22 protein-coding genes are annotated in these 21,419 nt (G+C 34.7%); 11 read left to right on the top strand and 11 right to left on the bottom strand.

The annotated features are described in order from the left end of the window. Positions 1–84: 84 nt before the first annotated feature. The 10 genes from E0F91_RS07165 to E0F91_RS07120 all read left to right on the top strand — a co-directional run bounded on the left by E0F91_RS07165 (position 85) and on the right by E0F91_RS07120 (position 11,053). Positions 85–456, top strand: a complete 372-nt coding sequence (locus tag E0F91_RS07165) for a hypothetical protein (protein ID WP_132065633.1) — start codon at positions 85–87, stop codon at positions 454–456. Between the two features lie 154 nt (positions 457–610). Further along, on the top strand, positions 611–1,486 hold the full coding sequence (locus E0F91_RS07160) for a DUF3347 domain-containing protein (RefSeq protein WP_132065632.1): 876 nt from the start codon (positions 611–613) through the stop codon (positions 1,484–1,486). A gap of 20 nt (positions 1,487–1,506) precedes the next feature. Then, positions 1,507–1,977, top strand: coding sequence for a TlpA family protein disulfide reductase (locus tag E0F91_RS07155; RefSeq protein WP_132065631.1), 471 nt, complete (start codon positions 1,507–1,509; stop codon positions 1,975–1,977). 5 nt (positions 1,978–1,982) lie between these two features. After that, entirely contained in the window at positions 1,983–2,507 is a 525-nt protein-coding gene (locus E0F91_RS07150; protein ID WP_132065630.1) for a heavy-metal-associated domain-containing protein, read from the top strand. Continuing rightward, positions 2,508–3,311 (top strand): hypothetical protein, encoded by an 804-nt coding sequence (locus tag E0F91_RS07145; protein WP_132065629.1) that lies wholly within the window; start codon positions 2,508–2,510, stop codon positions 3,309–3,311. A 54-nt stretch (positions 3,312–3,365) separates the two neighbouring features. Then, positions 3,366–4,103: a DUF3347 domain-containing protein gene (locus E0F91_RS07140; RefSeq protein ID WP_132065628.1), complete on the top strand. Its 738-nt coding sequence runs from the start codon at positions 3,366–3,368 to the stop codon at positions 4,101–4,103. Continuing rightward, positions 4,103–4,666, top strand: a complete 564-nt coding sequence (locus tag E0F91_RS07135; RefSeq protein ID WP_132065627.1) for a helix-turn-helix domain-containing protein — start codon at positions 4,103–4,105, stop codon at positions 4,664–4,666. Before E0F91_RS07140 ends, E0F91_RS07135 begins: the two co-directional genes overlap by 1 nt. A gap of 81 nt (positions 4,667–4,747) precedes the next feature. Further along, on the top strand, positions 4,748–7,324 hold the full coding sequence (locus E0F91_RS07130; RefSeq protein ID WP_132065626.1) for a heavy metal translocating P-type ATPase: 2,577 nt from the start codon (positions 4,748–4,750) through the stop codon (positions 7,322–7,324). Between the two features lie 34 nt (positions 7,325–7,358). Beyond that, positions 7,359–9,980, top strand: a complete 2,622-nt coding sequence (locus E0F91_RS07125) for a multicopper oxidase domain-containing protein (RefSeq protein ID WP_132065625.1) — start codon at positions 7,359–7,361, stop codon at positions 9,978–9,980. Between the two features lie 227 nt (positions 9,981–10,207). Next, positions 10,208–11,053, top strand: coding sequence for a mechanosensitive ion channel family protein (locus E0F91_RS07120; protein ID WP_132065624.1), 846 nt, complete (start codon positions 10,208–10,210; stop codon positions 11,051–11,053). A gap of 34 nt (positions 11,054–11,087) precedes the next feature. Here E0F91_RS07120 and tsaB read toward each other — a convergent pair whose 3' ends face one another. The 3 genes from tsaB to E0F91_RS07105 form a co-directional block, all read right to left on the bottom strand. Then, positions 11,088–11,756: a tRNA (adenosine(37)-N6)-threonylcarbamoyltransferase complex dimerization subunit type 1 TsaB gene (tsaB, locus tag E0F91_RS07115; protein WP_132065623.1), complete on the bottom strand. Its 669-nt coding sequence runs from the start codon at positions 11,754–11,756 to the stop codon at positions 11,088–11,090. Between the two features lie 83 nt (positions 11,757–11,839). Continuing rightward, the gene (locus tag E0F91_RS07110) at positions 11,840–13,147 is read right to left on the bottom strand and encodes an efflux RND transporter periplasmic adaptor subunit (protein ID WP_132065622.1); all 1,308 of its coding nucleotides are present in this window, start codon (positions 13,145–13,147) and stop codon (positions 11,840–11,842) included. Positions 13,148–13,153: 6 nt separating this feature from the next. Then, entirely contained in the window at positions 13,154–14,590 is a 1,437-nt protein-coding gene (locus E0F91_RS07105; protein WP_132065621.1) for a TolC family protein, read from the bottom strand. A 195-nt stretch (positions 14,591–14,785) separates the two neighbouring features. Here E0F91_RS07105 and E0F91_RS07100 point away from each other — a divergent pair, with 195 nt between their 5' ends. Further along, complete coding sequence (locus E0F91_RS07100) at positions 14,786–16,195, top strand: DUF4403 family protein (RefSeq protein ID WP_132065620.1); 1,410 nt, start codon at positions 14,786–14,788, stop codon at positions 16,193–16,195. A gap of 29 nt (positions 16,196–16,224) precedes the next feature. On the opposite strand, the gene E0F91_RS07095 is transcribed toward E0F91_RS07100, so the two are convergent. The 8 genes from E0F91_RS07095 to cyoE all read right to left on the bottom strand — a co-directional run bounded on the left by E0F91_RS07095 (position 16,225) and on the right by cyoE (position 21,354). Next, positions 16,225–16,473: a hypothetical protein gene (locus tag E0F91_RS07095; protein ID WP_132065619.1), complete on the bottom strand. Its 249-nt coding sequence runs from the start codon at positions 16,471–16,473 to the stop codon at positions 16,225–16,227. After that, positions 16,463–17,047, bottom strand: a complete 585-nt coding sequence (locus tag E0F91_RS07090) for a DUF420 domain-containing protein (protein ID WP_132065618.1) — start codon at positions 17,045–17,047, stop codon at positions 16,463–16,465. The genes E0F91_RS07095 and E0F91_RS07090 overlap by 11 nt, the downstream gene beginning before the upstream one ends. Position 17,048: 1 nt before the next feature. Further along, positions 17,049–17,735, bottom strand: a complete 687-nt coding sequence (locus E0F91_RS07085) for an SCO family protein (protein ID WP_132065617.1) — start codon at positions 17,733–17,735, stop codon at positions 17,049–17,051. Positions 17,736–17,747: 12 nt separating this feature from the next. Continuing rightward, complete coding sequence (locus E0F91_RS07080) at positions 17,748–18,389, bottom strand: hypothetical protein (RefSeq protein WP_132065616.1); 642 nt, start codon at positions 18,387–18,389, stop codon at positions 17,748–17,750. A gap of 78 nt (positions 18,390–18,467) precedes the next feature. Further along, positions 18,468–18,824 (bottom strand): cytochrome C oxidase subunit IV family protein, encoded by a 357-nt coding sequence (locus E0F91_RS07075; protein WP_132065615.1) that lies wholly within the window; start codon positions 18,822–18,824, stop codon positions 18,468–18,470. Positions 18,825–18,841: 17 nt separating this feature from the next. Further along, on the bottom strand, positions 18,842–19,819 hold the full coding sequence (locus E0F91_RS07070; protein WP_132065614.1) for a cytochrome c oxidase subunit 3: 978 nt from the start codon (positions 19,817–19,819) through the stop codon (positions 18,842–18,844). Between the two features lie 42 nt (positions 19,820–19,861). Then, complete coding sequence (locus tag E0F91_RS07065; protein WP_132065613.1) at positions 19,862–20,449, bottom strand: cytochrome c oxidase subunit 3; 588 nt, start codon at positions 20,447–20,449, stop codon at positions 19,862–19,864. A gap of 2 nt (positions 20,450–20,451) precedes the next feature. Beyond that, positions 20,452–21,354, bottom strand: a complete 903-nt coding sequence (gene cyoE / locus E0F91_RS07060) for a heme o synthase (RefSeq protein WP_132065612.1) — start codon at positions 21,352–21,354, stop codon at positions 20,452–20,454. Positions 21,355–21,419 lie beyond the last annotated feature (65 nt).

Below are 21,419 nucleotides of genomic sequence, written 5' to 3'. Positions count from 1 at the left end.
TTAGTTTTTAACATCTATTTGTGAATGCATTAATTTACAGTACGAGTAAATTTTATACCTTTGTATTTCGATTTAAGATAAATAATGTCTAAAAAATTTTACATAGTCCTATTAGTTATGCTTGGTTTCTTTATGACACCAAGCGTGGCTTTGGCATGTGGAGTAAAAACTGAAAAGGCATGTTGCAAAAAAGAAGCCTCTTCAGAAAAAGATAAAAAAGACTGTTGCAAGAAAGAGAAAAAATCGAATGAAAGTTCGCATGATGGTTGCAATGGTGCGTGTAAAGATGTTACTTGTAGCAGCTCAACGGTTTATTTAGGATTAACTTCGGTGTTCTACACAGAATTAAATAATCAAATTTTTAGTTTTTCTACGGAAAAACAAAATTATTATTACTCAGAAATGTTTATTTCTTCTCATTTCCGTTCTATTTGGCTTCCACCTAAAATAAGCTAAATTATTTCTTTGACAGCCAAAAGACTGTCTTATTCAAAGCATTTTATGCTTTTCAATCATTAAATTTTAGTCCATTACTATTTAAAATTTAGCTTATTACGCTTTGGTTTTAAATGTTTTTTTGCGACTAATTCACTTCAAACTTATACTTATAATGAACTCAATAAAAAAAATATTGATGGCAATAATACTATTGCTTTCAGTTACAATTGCAAGCGCACAAATTAAAAATAGCAAAACAGAAACCGTTAAAATATACGGAAACTGTGACATGTGTAAAAGCAACATAGAAACTGCCGGAAACCTGAAAAAAATTGCGAAAGTCGAGTGGAATAAAGATTCTAAAATGGCGACACTTGTTTATGATTCGACTAAAACGAGTCAAGACGAAATCTTGAAACGTATTGCTTTAGCCGGTTATGATAGCGATAAATTTCTTGCTCCAGACGCTACTTATGATGCATTACACGGATGTTGCCAATATGAAAGAGAGGCAAAAGTAGCCGTTTCTACCGAAATGAAAATGGAAAACACCACAACTGAAAATCATGCAAACCACGCTACTCATTCTGATGCTACAGTTGCAAAACAACAAGTAGACACGAAGTTAAAAGTTGTTTTTGATTCCTATTTTCTTTTGAAAGATGCTTTGGTAAAAACAGATGGAAAAGCCGCTGCTACTTTAGCGAAAGACGTTCAAACAGCATTAAATGCAGTAAAAATGGACGAACTTGCTATGGATGTACACATGGTTTGGATGAAAGAATTGAAAGCTTTAATGGCTGGTGCCAAAGAAATTTTGGAAACACAAGACATCAAACGTCAAAGAGAAATTTTCATCCCTTTTTCAAAATCAATCTATGAATTGATAAAAGTGGCAAAATATGAAACTCCGGTTTATCTTCAGTTTTGTCCGATGGCAAATGACGGTAAAGGTGCCAACTGGTTGAGCAAAGAGAATGCAGTTAAGAATCCATATTACGGTTCTCAAATGATGACTTGTGGAAAAACAGTTGAAACGATTCAATAAGTGTTTAAAAGGAATATAATATGAAAAAAATAATCTTGTTGTGTAGTTTGATATTTAGTATTTCTGTTGCCAAGGCTCAAATGAAAATTGGCGGTAGCTTGCCTGATTTTCAATTGACAAACAATAAGGAGATTTTAGTAAATTTAGCTACGCTAAAAGGGAAAACGGTCTTAATAGATTTTTGGGCTTCTTGGTGCGCCCCTTGCAGAATTGCAAATAAAAAGTTAGTTCCGTTCTACAATCAAAATAAAAATGAAAATTTCGAAATTGTTGGGATTTCCTTGGATACAGATAAAACAAAATGGAAGAATGCCATCGAAAAAGACAAACTACCTTATGAGCAGTTGGTAGATCCAAAAGGATTTGATGCAAAAGTTGCATTACTATTTGAAATAGAGCAATTGCCAAGTGCGTATTTATTTGATGCATCAGGTAAATTAGTAGCCATCAACCCAACATTGGAAGAAATAAACATCCAATTAAATAAATAAAAAAAATGAAAAATATACATTTAAAATTCATTGCTATCACTTGTTTACTTTTAATAACAAGCATAAAATCCTATTCTCAAATTTCAAAAGCTGAACTAATTGCAACGGGTTTAACTTGTTCTATGTGTTCGAACGCTATCAACAAACAACTAAAAGCAACAGTAGGCGTAGACAGCGTAAGTACTGATTTGAATACGAATACATTCACCGTTTATTTTAAAAAAGACAGCAAAATCTCGCCAAGAATATTGAAAGAAGGTGTTGAAAAAGCCGGTTTCTTTATTGGATCTATGGTATTAACCATAAACTTAGGTGATGTTCAAATCAAGCAAAACTTAAAGGTTGAACAAAATAGTGGAACTTACGTTTTTGTTGCTGGTTCCGATAAACCAATGAACGGATCTGTAGAGGTTAAGGTCCTAAATGATGGATATGTTACTAAAAAAGAGTTTAAAAAATTAGCTAAAGTACTAGAGAAGTATAATGAATTTTCGTCTCAAGAAAATACGTACCTTGTAAAAACAATTTAAATGAAGTATTTAGGAATAGTGCTACTGACTTTGATTTCACATCAAATCAGTGCTCAAGAATTATTTGTAATGACTGAACCTGCTAGTAATATGCCCGCAGGTTCAATAGGTATTCGCAATACAAGTATGCTTACCTTTCGAAAAGAAGTCGCAAACAACTTCCACAATATGCCAGAGGTAATGTGGGGTGTTGATAAGAATTGGATGATCCACGCGGCTGCTTTTATGAATAATACCGAAGGAAATTTTAAGCTTCAAGGCGGAAGTCTCTATGCTAAATATCGGTTTTTTTCTAGCGATGATATTCACACTCATTTTAGACTAGCAACTTATGGAAGACTGAGCACAAATAGTGCCCCAGTCTACCAAGAAGAAATTGAAACAATGGGAATGAATTCGGGTTTTGAAACCGGTATAATTGCGACAAAATTAATTAATAAAACCGCAATAAGTACGACCATTAGTTATGAAAGAGCGCTAAACAATAATACCTATGAGTTCCCAGAAATACAAAGCAACAGTGCGGTCAATTATTCACTTTCAATAGGGCAATTGTTACATCCAAAAAAGTATACTAGTTTTAAGCAAACAAACATCAATGCGATGGTAGAATTTTTAGGACAGAGACTAAATGAAAATGGCAAGTCATTTCTGGACGTTGCGCCTTCAATTCAATTTATTATTAATAGTCAAGCGAGAATCGATTTGGCTTACAGACATCAAATTTATAGCGATATGAATCGCATGTCTAGCAATAGTGTATTGGTAAAGCTAGAATATACTTTTTTTAATATTTCAAATTAAATTAGTTGCTGATTAGTTTTATAAAAATCCTATAATAATTAAATAATTTATTAAATGAAAAATTCAATCCTATCAATAGTATTATTAGCTGTACTAGCTATTTCTTGTAATCAAAAAAACACAGAGCCCAAAGCTGAACAAGCAGTAACAACCAAAACAAATTCGGAATTGTATGCTTGCTACATGCATCCTGAAATTACAGGCGAAAAAGGAGGTGAATGCTCTGAATGCGGAATGGAATTGACCGAAAAAGTGGTGCTTACAACTGAGGCCCAAAAAGAGAAAAAAGCAGATACTATTACTCAAACTTCAGCGGAACCTCGCGGAATGCTAAAAACTAAGAATGCTGTCAAAACAGCTTTTCCAACTGATGCAATAGTTCTTAATTACCTCAAAATTAAAAACACATTGACCAAAGACGATTCTAAAGGAGCAGCAGCTGCAGCACAAACATTGATTGCTACTTTAAATAGTGCTAGCTCAACTTCTTTGGATACTAAATTAAAAAACAAATACAATGCTATTCTGGCTGATGCTAAAGCGCATGTCAAACACATCGGTGATAATGCAGATAAAATCGACCATCAAAGAGATTATTTTTCGCTATTAAGCAAAGATGTTTATGATTTAATAAAGGCTTTTGGAACACAACAAACAGTATATCAGGATTATTGCCCCATGTATGGACAGGGCAAAACAGGCTATTGGATAAGTGAGACTAAAGAGGTAATCAATCCTTATTTTGGATCTGAAATGTTGAATTGTGGCAGAAGAATAGCTATTGTTCAATAATGACGAATCTCTACATCAAAAATATGGTGTGTGACCGATGCATAATGGCAGTGAAGTCTGAGCTTGAAAAACTCGGACATCATGTCATTTCAATAGCGCTTGGGGAAGTAGAATTAGAAAAAGAATGTACTGAAATCCAAAAAAAGGAAGTACTCGAACGGATGCGTTCGTTGGGTTTTGATTTGATTGATGATAAGAAAAGCAAAACCATCGAAAGAATAAAAACAATTGTAATCGAATTGGTTTACGATAAAAAAAAGACACTCACTATTAATCTATCGGATTATTTGTCCAATGATTTGGGACAAGACTATAGCGCTCTGAGCAACTTATTTTCGGAGATCGAAGGAATTACAATTGAACGTTATTTTATTGCTCAAAAGATAGAAAGAGTCAAGGAATTATTAACATATGGTGAATTGACGTTGAGCGAAATAGCCTTTCAACTTCATTATAGTAATGTAGCGCATTTGAGTAATCAATTCAAAAAAACTATGGGATTCACCCCTACTTATTTCAAACAATTGAAAGTAAAAAAGAGAAAGCAAATTGATGATTTGTAAATCCCGCAAACCTTTTCCAAAATTGTGTAATAGTAAAGTGCTGTTATAATCGGAAATTCGTAGTATCAAATTTAGAATAGTATGAAACACACGTATACAATCACCGGAATGTCTTGCGACGGTTGCCGTTCCAAAGTCGAAAAAACATTGAATACTATTGAAGGGATTCAAGCAACAATTACGTTGGATCCGCCAATAGCAACGATAACAATGGATAAACACATTCCTACAGCACAAATGCAAGAGGTTTTAACTGCTGCCGGAAATTATACAATCACAATGAATAATGGGGCTGGTTCTCTTGAAGCAACTGAGGATTCAATCGACAAGTCGTGTTGCAGTTCTGTAAGAAAAGAGGAGCCCATAGCGAAATCGTGTTGCGATTCGAACAAACAACACGAGAAACCTAAAGTAGTGTTACCAGAAAATGCGCAAGGCAAATACTATTGTCCGATGCATTGTGAGGGCGAAAAAGTTTATAATAAACCCGGAAGTTGTCCGGTTTGTGGAATGGATTTGGTAAAAGCACCCGAATTAACTGTTGCAAAAACAAGCTATACTTGTCCGATGCATCCAGAAGTAATCAAAGACGGGCCGGGTTCTTGTCCCATCTGCGGAATGGATTTAGTGCCAATGAAACCTACCGATTCCGAAGAAAATAAGGTGTATAATGACTTGGTTCGTAAAATGAAAATCGCGTTAGTTTTTACCGTTCCTATTTTTATTATTGCAATGTCAGATATGATTCCGAATAATCCAATGATGAATATCATGGATACTGAAAAGTGGAATTGGGTACAATTACTTTTATCACTTCCGGTAGTTTTTTATTCCTGTTGGATGTTTTTTGAGCGCGCATGGAAATCCATTGTTACTTGGAATCTTAATATGTTTACGTTAATTGGAATTGGTTCTGGGGTTGCATTTTTATTTAGTTTAGTAGGATTGTTTTTCCCAGATATTTTTCCAGATGAATTTAAAACACATCACGGAGCAGTTCATCTGTACTTTGAAGCAACAACTGTCATATTAACTTTAGTTTTACTAGGCCAATTATTAGAGGCTAAAGCGCATAGCAGAACCAGTGGTGCCATAAAGGAATTATTGAAATTAGCCCCTACTGAGGCTACTTTGGTTTCTGATGGCGCTGACACAGTAATCTCGATTCACGATATAAAAAAAGGGGATTTATTGCGGGTAAAACCTGGAGATAAAATTCCGGTGGACGGTAAAATCACTGACGGAGAAAGTACTATTGACGAATCGATGATTTCTGGAGAACCGATTCCAGTTGACAAAAAAATGGATGATGCTGTTATTGCAGGAACCATCAACGGCAATAAGTCCTTTGTGATGATTGCTGAAAAGATTGGTTCAGAAACCCTGCTTTCGCAAATTGTACAAATGGTAAATGATGCGAGTCGTTCCCGAGCACCAATTCAGAAATTAGCCGATAGAATTGCGAAGTATTTTGTGCCTATTGTTGTTATAACTTCTATAATTACCTTTTTTGTTTGGGCACAATTTGGACCAGAACCCGCGATGGTTTATGGATTTATTAATGCCATTGCCGTATTGATAATTGCTTGTCCGTGCGCTTTGGGATTAGCAACGCCCATGTCAGTGATGGTTGGTGTTGGGAAAGGAGCGCAATCGGGAGTTTTGATAAAGAATGCCGAAGCCTTGGAGAATATGAATAAAGTAAATGTGCTGATTACTGATAAAACAGGTACAATCACCGAAGGAAAACCTTCTGTCGAAAAAGTATTTTCGTTGAATAATGATGAAGATTCTTTGTTGCAAAGTATTGCATCTTTAAATCAGTACAGCGAACATCCTTTGGCGCAAGCCGTAGTCCATTTTGCAAAAGCGAAAAACATTTCCTTGATACAAGTAAAAGATTTTGAAGCTATTTCTGGCAAAGGAGTTATTGGCACAGTTACCAATAAAAAAGTGGCGCTCGGGAATAAAAAACTGATGGAACAAGTGAATGCCACTGTTTCAGCGGAATTAGAGAATCAAATCACAGCCGAACAGAAACTGGGAAAAACGGTTTCTTATATTTCCGTAGACGGAATTGCGGTGGGATTTGTGTCGATTACGGATGCCATTAAAGCAACAAGTGTCGAAGCTATAAAAGAATTGATGCGTCAAGGAGTTGAAGTAATTATGCTTACCGGAGATAATGAGAATACAGCAAAAGCAGTGGCAACACAACTGAATTTAAGTTCGTTTAAAGCAGGTTGTTTGCCCGAAGACAAGCTCAAAGAAATTCAACGATTACAAGCCGAAGGAAAAATTGTAGCCATGGCGGGTGACGGAATCAACGACGCTCCGGCTTTGGCGCAAGCCGATATTGGGATTGCGATGGGAACTGGAACGGATGTGGCTATTGAAAGTGCTAAAATAACCTTGGTGAAAGGCGATTTACAAGGAATTGTTAAAGCCAAGAATCTAAGTCATGCGGTAATGCGAAATATAAAGCAAAATTTATTCTTTGCCTTTTTCTACAATGTATTGGGAATTCCAATTGCAGCTGGCGTTTTGTATCCGTTTTTTGGGCTTTTGCTTTCGCCAATGATCGCGGCTTTGGCTATGAGTTTTAGCTCGGTTTCTGTAATTGCAAATGCGTTGCGGTTGCGTAGTTTAAAAATTTAATCAAAAAAATAAGATTTCAATTTAAAATCATAAAATGAAAAACAACCTATTTATAATCGTATTTCTATTTCTTTGTTCCTCTTTTGCAAAAGCAGAAAATGAGAGTAACATTCTCAAAATAGCAACGATGCAACAAGTACTGCCTGCAACTTATACCTGTGTGATGCACCCTGAAATTCATGCCAGTAAACCAGGAAAATGTCCAAAATGCGGTATGGATTTAATCAAAGAAAAAGCAAAACCGGTAAAAAAATCCGTTCTAAAAAAGCAAACGCAAAAAGCAGTTGTAAAAAAAGCAGTGCCTTTAAAAGCTAAGATTATCGAGACTAAAGCAACAAGTGATGATCTGCATAAAAATCATGCAAGTGCTCCCGCAGAAAACACTAAAGTTATAGAAGAGCCAGTAAAAAAGATTGTTAAAAATGCTCCTCCAAGAACTGTTCGGTATGATTTATATGTTCGGGATACGATTGTCACTTTTGGTGATACACCAAAAAGAGCAATTGCTGTAAACGGACAAATTCCAATGCCCACGCTCACATTTACCGAAGGCGATATTGCCGAAATTTATGTGCATAACGAACTAGATGAAGATACTTCGCTGCATTGGCACGGCTTATTTTTACCTAATAAAGAAGACGGCGTGCCTAATTTGACACAAATGCCGATTAAACCGCACACCACGCATAAATATACGTTTCCAATTATTCAACATGGAACGCACTGGTACCATAGCCATACGGGTTTGCAGGAGCAAATTGGGATGTATGGTTCTTTTGTGATGAACAAAAGAAATGAAGACCCAACTTTTAGAGCAGGAATAGATGATTTACCAACGGTTCCAATCATTTTAAGCGAATGGACCGATGTCAAACCAGAAAATGTACACCGAATGTTACACAATGCGACGGATTGGTTTGCGATTCAAAAAGGTACCACACAAAGCTATTCTGAAGCTATAAAAGCAGGACATTTTAAAACAAAAGTCAAGAACGAATGGAAACGAATGAGCGCCATGGACGTCAGTGATGTGTATTACAATAAATTTTTGATTAACGGGAAAAATGAAAGTCAGCTTTCACAATTTAAGGCTGGAGATAAAGTGCGTTTAAGAATTTCCAATGGTGGTGCTTCGACTTATTTTTGGTTGAATTATGCCGGAGGAAAAATTACCGTTGTCGCCAGTGATGGGAATGATGTGGAGCCTGTTGAAGTAGACCGATTAATAGTTGCGGTTTCTGAAACGTATGATGTTGTAGTGACGATTCCTGCGGATAAAACGGCGTTTGAATTTTTAGTCACCTCGGAAGACCGGACGAAATCTGCCTCCATATATTTAGGAGATGGCATCAAGCAATTGATTACGCCTTTGCCTAAATTAAAATATTTTGAAGGGATGAAAATGATGAACGGCATGATGAAGATGAATGGTGATTTAGACGACATGGGAATGCAAATGTCACTCAACCAAATGGACATGAATGTGGTGATGTATCCTGAGATTACTGGGCCTTCAACAAAAGAAGTTCAAATGAATCATTCTTCGCATGATATGGGAAAAATGAAAATGGATGATTCTTCTGAAAAAAAAGAAAACATGAAAATGACGGAGGACGATTATAACAGCAACGCGCTATCAGATATCACGACTTTGAATTATGCGATGCTGAAATCACCCACTAAAACGACGCTTCCTAAAGACGCACCAATAAAAGAATTGCGATTTGAATTATCTGGAAACATGAACCGATATGTTTGGAGTTTGGATAATAAAGTTGTTTCTGAAACCGATAAAATTTTAATTAAAAAAGGAGAAAATGTTCGGATCGTTTTATACAACGGTTCGATGATGCGCCACCCGATGCATTTACATGGACATGATTTTAGAGTACTCAACGGAAAAGAAGAATTCGCACCACTGAAAAATATCATCGATATTATGCCGATGGAAACCGATACGATCGAGTTTAATGCTAATGTAAAAGGGGATTGGTTTTTTCATTGCCACATACTCTATCACATGATGGCCGGAATGGGTCGCGTTTTTAGTTATGAAGATCAAGAGCCAAATCCATTGATTCCAAATCCAAAATTAGCGCAACGCAAATTATTTGCAGATGACAGGGCTTTTCATGTGATGGCCGAAAATGATTTTGCCACTAATGGAAATGATGGAATGCTGATGATTCAAAACACAAGATGGAGTATTGGTACCGAATGGCGTTTGGGTTATAGCGATCATCACGGGTATGAAACAGAAACGCACATTGGACGATACATTGGAAAAATGCAATGGCTTATGCCGTTCATTGGTTTTGACTGGCGGTACCGAAAAATGGAAATGGGAGAAATGGAAGAGAATCTTTTTGGTCAAACCAATACTAAAGACAATCGTGCTGTTTTCAGTGCCGGTGTCGAATACACATTACCAATGCTTATCAAAGCACAAGCCGAAGTTTATACCGACGGAAATTTTAGACTGCAATTCGAACGCATGGATATTCCGGTTTCCAAAAGATTGCGCATGAATTTGATGTGGAATACAGATAAAGAATACATGGCAGGTTTGCGGTATATTGTGAAGAGAAATTTTGGAATTACAACGCATTATGACAGTGATATGGGATTGGGTTTTGGTGTTAATTTAAACTATTAATCACACTCGGAATATGCTTTTCGGAAATAAGAGACTGGGTATTGCTAGAAAATGGGTGGCGAAATCGAAATGGCTTTATAAACTCAGGAGCACTATATCCGTATAATCGATACAATTATAAATAAAATGGAAGAAGACCCAAATTAATTTATTAAAAAAAATTTTATTTGTATTTTTGTCATCAAACTTAACCTTCTCCATTGAGAAGGTTTTTTATTTAAATAAAAATGAATCTAAATCCAAAGGAACTTACAGATTACGCTAACACATTTATAAAAGTATTAATTGATTATTCTCCAAAATTAATTTCTGCCTTTCTTATTCTATTTGCTGGACTCTATATCATAAGGCTCATCAACAGGTTTATTAGAAGATTAATGGTAAAAAGAGACTTGGAACCGACATTGACTAAATTCTTAGCAGATATCTTACTTTGGGTATTAAGAGTCATCTTATTTGTTTCGTTTATCTCCAAGTTAGGGATTGAAACCTCTTCCTTTGTGGCTATTCTTGGTGCCATGGGACTTGCAGTAGGTTTATCTCTTCAAGGTTCTTTATCTAATTTTGCTGGGGGAATGTTGATTATACTTTTCAAACCGTTTAAAGTTGGAAATACGATTGAAGCACAGGGAGTAACAGGAACAGTCTGCGAAATACAAATATTTGTCACCAAACTAATCACTTTTAATAATCAAACCATTTTTATACCCAACGGATCATTATCTAATGGAAACATCATTAACTATTCTCTTCAAAACACCAGAAGAGCAGATTTAACCATCGCTATTTCCTATGACACCGATCTTAAAAAAGCCAAAGATATAATTACCTCCGTTCTAAAAAACAATCCCAAAATACTTGAAACACCAGCAGCACAAGTATCTATAAAGGGCCTAACGGACAGTGGCATACAGCTAGCGGTGAGACCTTGGGCTACAAATGAAGACTTTTGGGATGTTTACTCGGACACTTTAGAAAACTGCAAACAAGCTTTTGATGCAGCAGGAATTTCTTTCCAACCATTTGTGAAGGAAGCGTCTAATAAAACCAGTAGCACAATTGATCCCCAATAATAAAATTAAATGATAGCGCTTAGTAGAAGCTATTTTACTTTTTTGGGGCAGTAACCAAGAAATCTTTAAGATAATAAGGTTCAAAATAAGCGACATCTACTGTGTCGTTTATTTTGAATTTTTCATAGCTCAATGCACACATTTCTTTAGCAGAGGGATATTTTATGTCCTCTAGAAAAACACAATTTCCTTTTGTTAAAACCAATTTGCACTTTTCAGCACTATCCCCCACAAAATAGAGTGTTCCCTCTAAATCGTCAAAAGAATTTTCAGTAATAATTTCAGCAAGAACTTCTCGCTTTTTTTCAAAATTTGGGGTAAAGATGGCGCTATAAACCTCCATTCTTCTTGCATCAATCATTGGAATGATTAATCCATTAGAAATAGTCACCTGCGAAGCCAATGCTTGTAAAGTATCTACCGCAATTAAAGGAATATCCAAGGCATAGCAGAGTCCTTTTGCAGCTGAAACTCCAATCCTTAATCCCGTGTAAGAACCTGGGCCTTGACTTACGGCTATAGCAGAAAGGTCTTTCAATACAATTGCTGCTTCTTTAATTATTTCTTCAATAAACACATGGAGTCGTTCCGCATGAGAATAGCCTTCTTCAGCTATTTCTTTGTAAAAAATCGTCTTCCCTTCTTTAGCAAGAGCAACAGAACAGTTCTTTGTCGCAGTCTCAATGTTTAATATATAGCCCAATACTAGTTTTTATTTAAAATTAAAAATCACAATCACAAAATTAGATTTTATGATTGTGATTTCAAAATTATTAACGTTACAGCTTATTTTTTACTTTCGCTCTTTTTTTGTTTGTCACCCAGTAATGCTACTTTATCCCCCGAATTTAAGTCCTTAGTAACCGTCGTGTAAGGACCTGTAATGACCACATCTCCTTTCTTAAGACCTGACAAGACTTCGATATTTGTGTCGTCTTGAATTCCGGTTTTAATGATTCTGATTTTAGCTTTATCACCAACTTTTACAAAAACACATTCGAACTTTTTATCGCTCTTTGGGGCAGCTCCTTTTTGATCTTCATTTGGATCAACGACTTTAATCTCTTTTACAGCCGCTGTATCTGATTTTATAACAACAGAACTGATTGGCACTGAGAGCACATTACTTTTTGTGTCGGTAATGATGTCTACAGTCGCTGTCATACCAGGTCTAAAAGGAGAGTATGTCTCTGGTTTTCCCTCTAATAAGTCTTCATAGGATTCTTTAAGAATTCTAACTTTTACTTTAAAATTAGTCACCTGATCAGCCGTCAGAGCTGAACTTGCCGAATTAGAAATACTAGTCACAGTCCCTTTGAATTGTTTTTTCAAATAAGCATCCACTTCTACTTCTGCTTCATCACCCACTTTAATTTTTACAATATCATTTTCATTTACATCTACTTCAACTTCCATATTATTTAAGTTGGCTACTCTTAGGATCTCTGTCCCTGTCATTTGCTGTGTTCCTAAAACGCGTTCGCCTAATTCTACGTTTAACATCGAAATAGTTCCATCAGCAGGCGCATAGATTGTAGTACGACCTAAATTATCTTTTGCTTCATTTACGGTAGCTGCAGCACTTTGAACATTAAAATAAGCCGTTTGCTTCGATGCTTTTGCTACTTCATAAGAGCCTATGGCTTTATCCCAATCTGCTTTTGAAATAATTCCTTTTCCAAACAACGTTTTATTTCGATCGTAATTGGCTTTCGATTCCTTGAAAGAGGCATCTGCTTGGCTTAAATTAGCTCTAGTTCCAGATAAATTTGAAACCGAACGATTGTAACCAGATGTATATAAATCTGGATTTATTTTAACCAACAAATCTCCTTTTTTAACGACTTGACCCTCTTTTACATTTAAAGAAATAATCTCTCCAGATACTTCTGATGAAATTTTTACTTCAATTTCAGGTTGGATTTTCCCCGTAGCTGAAACGGTTTCAACAACAGTTGTAGGGATGACCTGAGCTATTTCCACTTCAGTTCCCAGATCTTTATTACCGATTACTCCAGATTTTGAAAGTACTATAAGTCCCGCAATGATTACTACTGCTCCTCCTATTAGGATATAAATTGTTTTTTTAGACATAATAAATTAGTTTTTGATAAGAGGAATTCCAAAATAGAATTCTAAGATTTTAATTTTAAAAATGTAATCGTACTTCGTTCTAAGGACTTCTGATTGCGCATTAGTCAGTAAGGTTTGGGATTGGTTGAAGTCAAAGGAATTCATTAAACCTACATCGTATTTTTCTTTAGCATAATTATACGCTCCCTGTCTTGCTTCAAGAGCAACAACAGATGATTCATATGCATTAAGAGCTCCCTTAGCATCAGCAAAAGCTGTAAAAACGTTTCTTTGTAAATCAAGATCTTGCTGTTCAACGGCAATTTTAGATCTTTCTAAACTTACTTTAGAGCGCTCTACATTATTACGAGCAGAAAATCCATTAAAAATTGGAATAGATAACTGAGCTCCAAAAGACTGTCCTTTATTGTTGCTGAATTGATCAAAAAAGGGTGATGGACCTCCTAATACCCTGGTAAAATTAGGACTTAAAACATTTTGATTTGTGCCCTCTACAAAACCTACAACCGACGTAGGATTTGCGGTATTAGGTGCTACACCAGTCACTCTGTCGCTATAGGCAACTCTAGAATTAAAACTATAAAATCCTTGTAAAGTAGGTTGGTAAGCACCTTTAGCAATTGCTACATTTTTCTCAGCAATTTCCAAATTAGTTCTAGCAATTTTCAATTCAGTTCTACCTTCAATAGCTTTATCATAAATTGCATTTGCAGTTTGTGCCATAATATTATTTTCATCACTAAAATCGCTATCGTCTACCACATCAAAATTCTCAAAATCTTTTAATTGCAATAGCTGTGCTAAACTTAATTTAGAAATTAGTAACACATTCTCAGCAGCTATTATATTTTGATTGTTCGACGCAACGGTAGCTTTGATGTCCAATAAATCGCCGCGAGGAATCGATCCTGCCTTAACTAACTCATCAGAACGCGCATATTGCTTTTCATTAATATCTAGCTGTTGCTTTTGAACTTTTAAATTTTCTTTATTAAAAAGCACTTGCAAAAAAGCATTAGCTACATTCAATGCTATGTCTTCCTGCATTTTTAGCAATTGATATTTGGCCGCTATTATCGAAAGATTTGCTCTTCGAAGCGTATTTTGGTTTTGCATACCTCTAAAAATATCTATCCCAACATTAGCACCTGCAGAGGTAAACTGAGTAGTTTGATTCTGAAGTAGACCTGTAGTAATATCCTGGTTCAAACCAATATTCCAAGAATGTGATGCATTAGCATTCAAAGAAGGCAAAAAATTTCCAATCGCTCCCTTTTTGTCAATAAGTGCAGTTTTAGAATCCAGCTCAGTCTGTTTTATGGATATATTATTCTGAATCGCATATTTCACACACTCCTCTAAGGTCCACTTTTTATTTTGTGCCTGAGTTGTTAAGCAACAAAATAGTAAGGTAATTAAACTGAGAAAACTTCGTTTTTTCATATATTTTTGAATAAAAGCGCAGTAAACTGCAAACAAATTTAACTTTTTCTACTAAAGATCTAAGAAATAAAATAAAAATTTATATTCCTAAATCCATTATACAGCAATTAGACTTTCTAAATTACCATTTGTTACAAAAAATCATAAAAAAAGAATTCTTTTGTTAATTTTGCTACTATTAAACCAAACTAAAAAATGCTAAAATTCAATCTCAATGTACTGATATTCTTTTTTTCTCTATTGTTTATAGGTTGCGGCTCAAACACTAAAATTGCAGCTTTGAAACCAGAACCCGATGACGCAACCCCTTTGTTATATGAAAACGAAATTTCATATATAAACCTTCCCATTACGGTCAAAATAAAGGATATCGAGAATCAAACTAATGCACTCTTATACGGCTTAATTTATGAAGATAACATTATCGAGGATGACGACATAGAAATGAAAGTTTGGAAACTTGCTCCAATTACAATAAAAAATAATCTAGGTATAAAAGGCGAAAAAATAACTACCATTTTACCATTAAAAGCTATTGTTAAATATAGAATTGGTACCAAAAAAATGGGCATAGAAATGTATGATATCCGTGAATTTCGTCTTGATGGTGTTGTTACTTTAGTAAGCGACGTCACCTTGACAAATTGGAAACTAATTACAAAAACAGAAATCAAGTCATTAGACTGGAATGAAAGTCCTACGATGACTGTTTTTGGAAAAAATGTACCGGTTACTTATTTGATCAATCCTGCTATAAAACTATTTAAATCAAAAATTGAGCAAAAAATTGACGTAGCTATCGAAAAATCAATGGATTTCAAACCCAATGTTTTAAATGCATTAGAAAAGATTTGCACTCCATTTTTAATGAATGACAGGTATGAAAGTTGGTTTCGAATTGTTCCAATTGAACTTTATTCTACTACAGCTAAATTAAAAAATGACACTTTCGTATTAGAAATGGGAATGAAGTGCAACATGGAAACATTAATTGGTAAACAACCGGAAACAAAATTCAACGCGTCTAAAATCATTGTAAAGACAGTTGCTAAAATCCCCGAAGATATTACCGCAAACATTGTCGCTATTTCAACCTATCTAGAAGCCTCTAAAATTATGACCAAGAATTTTTCTGGACAGGAATTTGGATCAGGCTCGAAGAAAGTAAAAGTTGAAAATGTTGCAATCTGGCATAAAAACGGAAAAATGATAATTGCTCTTGATTTAATGGGTTCTGTAAACGGAACGATTTATCTTTCTGGATTTCCAAAATATGACGAACAAACTAAGGAAATATTTTTTGATCAATTAAGTTATGCTTTGGACACTAAAAATAAATTGATGCAAACAGCTAATTGGCTAGCACAGGGAATGGTACTTAAAAAAATCGAACAAAGTTGCCGATACTCTATAAAACCAAATCTGGAAGAAGGACAAAAAAGCATGATGACTTATTTAAAAAATTATTCTCCGATGCAAGGGGTATTTATAAACGGAAAAATGGACGAAATTCAATTTCAAAAAATTGAATTAACAAATCAAGCTATTATTGCCTTCATAAAAATTAAAGGAAGTATAAAAGCATCAATAAATGGTCTAAAGTAATTTTAGACTAGAACTAAATGACGGAATTCTTAATTAGATTTATTCTTTTTCATGCGATAAATAGCATAACCTATACCCGCAACAAGAACATAAGGAATTACCATTAAGTATACGATTCCATCATTTACAGCTGCTGCTTTTGTTGTATTTCCTTCACTTGTTAATGCAGCACGGCACATCGCACACTGTGCATTAGCAGTAACTGAAAAGAGACTGAAAACAATAAAAGATACGTAAACGGCTATCTTTTTAGCTTTATTTTTTGTTTTAATATACATAATACGGCGAAATCATTAAATATACAATTACTCCAGTGATAGCTACATACAACCAGATTGGAAAAGTAATCCGAGCTATTTTTTTATGAGTCTCGAAATTTTGTGCCAATGCTCTAACATAAGTAATCAGCACCATTGGAATAATTGCAATCGATAAAATGATGTGAGTAACTAAAATTAACAAATAGACAATTCTTAATGACCCTATGCTTGCCTTTTCTGAATCTTCTAAAATTCGGTTATGATTTAAATCCCCAAACACAGCTGAATCACTAGTCATGTGATAAGCCACATACATTACAAGAAATGCAAGAGACAAAGCAATTGCACTTTTCATTAAAATACTATGAATTTTTCTATTGCCATTTTTAATCGCAACAACTGCTGCAACTAATAGCACAGCTGTTATTCCATTTGTAGTAGCATAAATAGGCGGTAAAAAAGAAAGAGGTTCTACAATATAACCAAAATCCTTTAATTTAACTCCAAAAAGAATAGCGACAGCAACTGGTATTATGATTGACACCGCTATAATTAACTTATTATATTTCTTTTCTAAAGATTGATCTTTCATTTTATTCTTTTAATAAAATATTAATGTCTTGTTGAATGTTTCTTACTCCTTTTTTATCCAAACCATCATAATACAAAATTGGATTTCCAAAATCATCATTTCTACAGCGGATATTCCCATTCTTATCTATTAAGGCAAATAATCCTGAATGCTCAAAACCACCTGCCACTTTTTTATTTTCACCGGCATAGAGATTGAACCCTTTATTGGCTAAATTGAAGATATAGGCTTTATCTCCAGTTAAGAAATTCCAATTAGAAGACTTAACGCCCAAAAATTCTGCATGCTCTTTTAATACTTCTGGAGTGTCATGTTCAGGATCAATTGTAATGGATACAATTCCAAAGTTTGGATTACCAAAGAATTTTTTTTCAATTAGAAGCATACTTTGATTCATCTTGGGACAAATCGTTGGACAGGTTGAAAAGAAGAACTCCAACACGTACACTTTCCCTTTATAAGAATCGTTAGTAATTTTCTCATTGTTTTGATTTATTAACTCAAATTTAGGAGCTGGCCCTATTTTGATCAATTGATCCTCATTGGCCGTTATTGGATTCACTCGATCTAGTCGATCGCCTTGAACCACTTTGTCGCTCTTAATTCTCTCCACTATTTTAGGAACGGCATAAATACCAAAAATTAAAATAATAAATGAAATACCTATGTATGATTTATTTTTAAGCATCGTAAGTTAAAATTAAATTTTTCTAGTAGCGTTATTATTCTTCTTAAGTGCAGCGCGATATTCATAAAGAATAACCTTAAAATCATCTAGCATTTCATTACTCAACTCTGCCGGATGAAAAGTGTTGTATCCTTCTTTAGTATCTTTTACCAGTTTTCTACCTCGAAGATTTCTTTTTTTATCAATGATATAAACTTTAGGGGTTCCAAGTTTATCGTCTAACTTTTCTACCAATTTTAATTGAGAGTGATAAGAAGTAATCTCCTCAGGTGAAGCGAACACAAAACGCCATTGTGCAACATCAGTAAATGCACTTAAAGCATCTACTACTTTCTTAGCATCCGCTTCAGTTCCTACTGGACAAATGACAACAAATTGCACATCTTTAAACTTATGATAGGTTTGATAAACCTTTTGATTTAGATTAAAAAAATTACCTCTATTTTTTAAAAGTTCTGTTCCAGAAAAACCAAGAATAGTTACTTTACCATTTAATGTGATTTTTTTTCCATCTAAGGAATTCCAATTCCCAAAATCAGCTGTATTGGGTGTTACAGTAGGTAATTTAGTAAATCCGTTTACTCCTGAAGCAAAAAAGAGGTAAGCGACAATTGGTAGAATAAACAGAACAAAAAGAACAATATTTTTTTTCATTGCTAAACTATATAATATTAGAATACAAAAATAAAAAAAGGTACGCAATGCGTACCCTTTTCTTGAATTAATATCTTGTTAAAAATTCCATTTAATTGTAGAATTTTTAAAAACCTCATAAATATAATCCCCTTCGGTTAAAAGAATAAAGAGTATATATAAAATTAAAAAAATTACTGGAAAAACAACTGCACTTCTTAGGGTACTTTTTTCACCTTCAATGTGCATAAACGCCCATACAATATAATACGCCTTGTACACAGTAAGAGCGTAAAATATCCAGTTTAGCAAATTCATACCCATAAAATTGTTCATATGAAGTACTTCTGGCTTTAAAATACCTAAAATAACCTCTACTACGGTAACTGCAGATAATATTCCGAATACTTTCCAGATTCTACCTGTATTTGATACGTGTTCGTGTTCGTGTGACATGATAATTATTTTTGATATTAAACTAGATAGAAAACTGTAAAAACGAAAACCCAAACTAAATCGACAAAGTGCCAATAAAGGCCAACTTTCTCTACCATCTCATAACTTTTTCTCTTTTCATAAGTTCCAATTAAAACATTGAAAAATATGATAATATTGATAACCACTCCAGAAAAAACGTGGAAACCGTGAAAACCAGTAATAAAGAAAAAGAAATCAGCAAATAATTTACTACCGTACTCGTTTCGTTGTAAATTAGCCCCTTCAACAACATAATTTGCTTGACTCAATCTTGCCAAAGACTCTTCTCTGGAAAGTATTGTTTTTTGCTTCGCCGCAGTAATAACTTCGGTTCTGATCAACAATTCAGGATGTGCCTTGAAACCCGCTTGCACTTCAGCAACAGAATAAGATGGCAAAGCCCCTTCCTCCATAAACCACTTGCCTTTGTTTCTAGTCAGTTGTTCCCTCTCCTCTGGTAAAGTAGCGGCAAAATCAGCTAAAGCTACACGGTGCCCCTCTTTATCTACAAACTGAAGTAAACTACCTCCTTTTGTTTCAATGGCACCATACTCGCCCTTAATGAAATTTTTCCATTCCCAAGCTTGAGACCCCACGAAAATCAAACCTCCGATAATGGTCAAAAACATGTAAAGAACCACTTTGTTTTTTTTCATTTGATGTCCTGCATCAACGGCCAAAACCATTGTCACAGAAGAAAAAATCAAAATAAAAGTCATCAATGCAACATAATACATCGGAGCAGATACTCCATGCATAAACGGAAAGTGAGTAAACACTTCGTCGGCCAGTGGCCATGTTTCAATAAATTTAAATCTAGAAAAACCATAAGCTGCAAGAAATCCAGAGAACGTTAGGGCATCTGATACGATAAAAAACCACATCATCAATTTACCATAACTTGCTCCCATTGGCTCATTGCCGCCTCCCCAAGTTTTTTCTTCACTATTAGCAGTAGTAACTGTCGCTTCCATAAAAGTTATTCGTTAAAAAGTTCCCAAATTTACGTTTTTTTCTTATTTAAAGAAATATAAAAACAAAAACAAATAAACCCATAATAAGTCAAGAAAGTGCCAGTACATTGCACCGAGTTCAATTCCAAGGGTTTGAGATGAATTGTATTTTTGTTTAAAATGATTATAAATTATAATTAGCAATGAAATCACTCCACCAGCAAGGTGAATCATGTGCACAACCGTAACTACGTATAAAAAAGTAGTCGTTATTGAGCTTCCACTTCCTGTGAAATAATACCCATTATCTACTATTTGTCCAAAACCTACGAACTGCAAAACTACAAACAAAATCCCAAGAACTAATGTAGTCAAAAGAAAAATTGTCGTTTTACTTTGATTGTTTTTTTGAATCGCTTTTTTAGCTAAATAAAAAGTCACACTACACCCTATAATTGCAATCGTGCTGAAGTAAAAAGCTGTTGGCAATTGAAAATCTTTCAACCAGTCTGCTCTGGATTTACTCACTACGAAAGCACTCGTAAGTCCCGCAAACATCATGGTCATACTCACCATTGCAAACAACAAAATCAATTTGTATGATCGTGCTGTTCTGGATTTTTGTTCCTCTACTGTCATTATCATTTCCATAACTATCTTAAAAATTTATCTAATATATAAACTAACTGTAACAATGTAATGTAAGATACACTAACTAACATCAACGTTCGAGCGGATTTTGCCGTTCGCAATTTATACAATTGAACAGCGTAAAACAACATCCATAACCCTAGTAAAAATACAACAACGGCCGTAATTGGCGTTATATACAAACTTCCTGTATAGCCAAAAACAGGCAAAAGCGAGGCTAAGATAAGCCAAACTGTATATAGGATGACTTGCAAAGCTGTTCCTTTATCTTTTTTACCTGTAGGCAACATAAAGAAACCCGCTTTTTCATAATCTTCATATAAAAACCAGCCGATCGCCCAAAAGTGAGGAAACTGCCAAAAAAATTGTATTAAAAATAACGTTCCTGCTTCTATTCCAAACTCTCCAGTAGCCGCAACCCAACCCAACATAAAAGGAATTGCCCCTGGAAAAGCACCAACAAAAACAGACAACGAAGTCATGGTTTTTAAAGGTGTGTAAACACTTGTGTATAAAAATATTGAAATGGCACCAAACATTGCCGTCTTCGGATTGATTGTATAAAGCAACACAATCCCAACAATCGTCAAAAGACTTGCAATAACCACAGCAGTAACTCTAGTCATTCTGCCAGCTGGAACCGGACGATTTTTTGTTCGATCCATCAGTGCATCTAAATCTTTTTCAATAACTTGATTAAAAGCATTAGAAGCTCCAACCATACAATAACCACCAACAGCTAATTTCAAAAGCGTCATCCAATCCAAAGATTGCAAGTCACTAATCCCAAGCATGTATCCAGCTATAGACGAAAAAACAACGCTAATAGCAAGGCGTGCCTTAGTGATCTCGCGGAAATCAATATAAACAGATTTTAATGAAAGAGTACTTTGTGTTGCGTTCAATGTTTAAGATTATTTACTTTGTAATATCTTTTGCAAAAGTAGGCTATCAAAAGCGATTTGACAAA

Source organism: Flavobacterium sandaracinum, assembly GCF_004349135.1.
Taxonomy (GTDB): Bacteria; Bacteroidota; Bacteroidia; order Flavobacteriales; family Flavobacteriaceae; genus Flavobacterium; species Flavobacterium sandaracinum.
The sequence above is the reverse complement of the archived record's forward strand: the minus strand, read 5'-3'. Positions and strand labels throughout refer to the sequence as shown.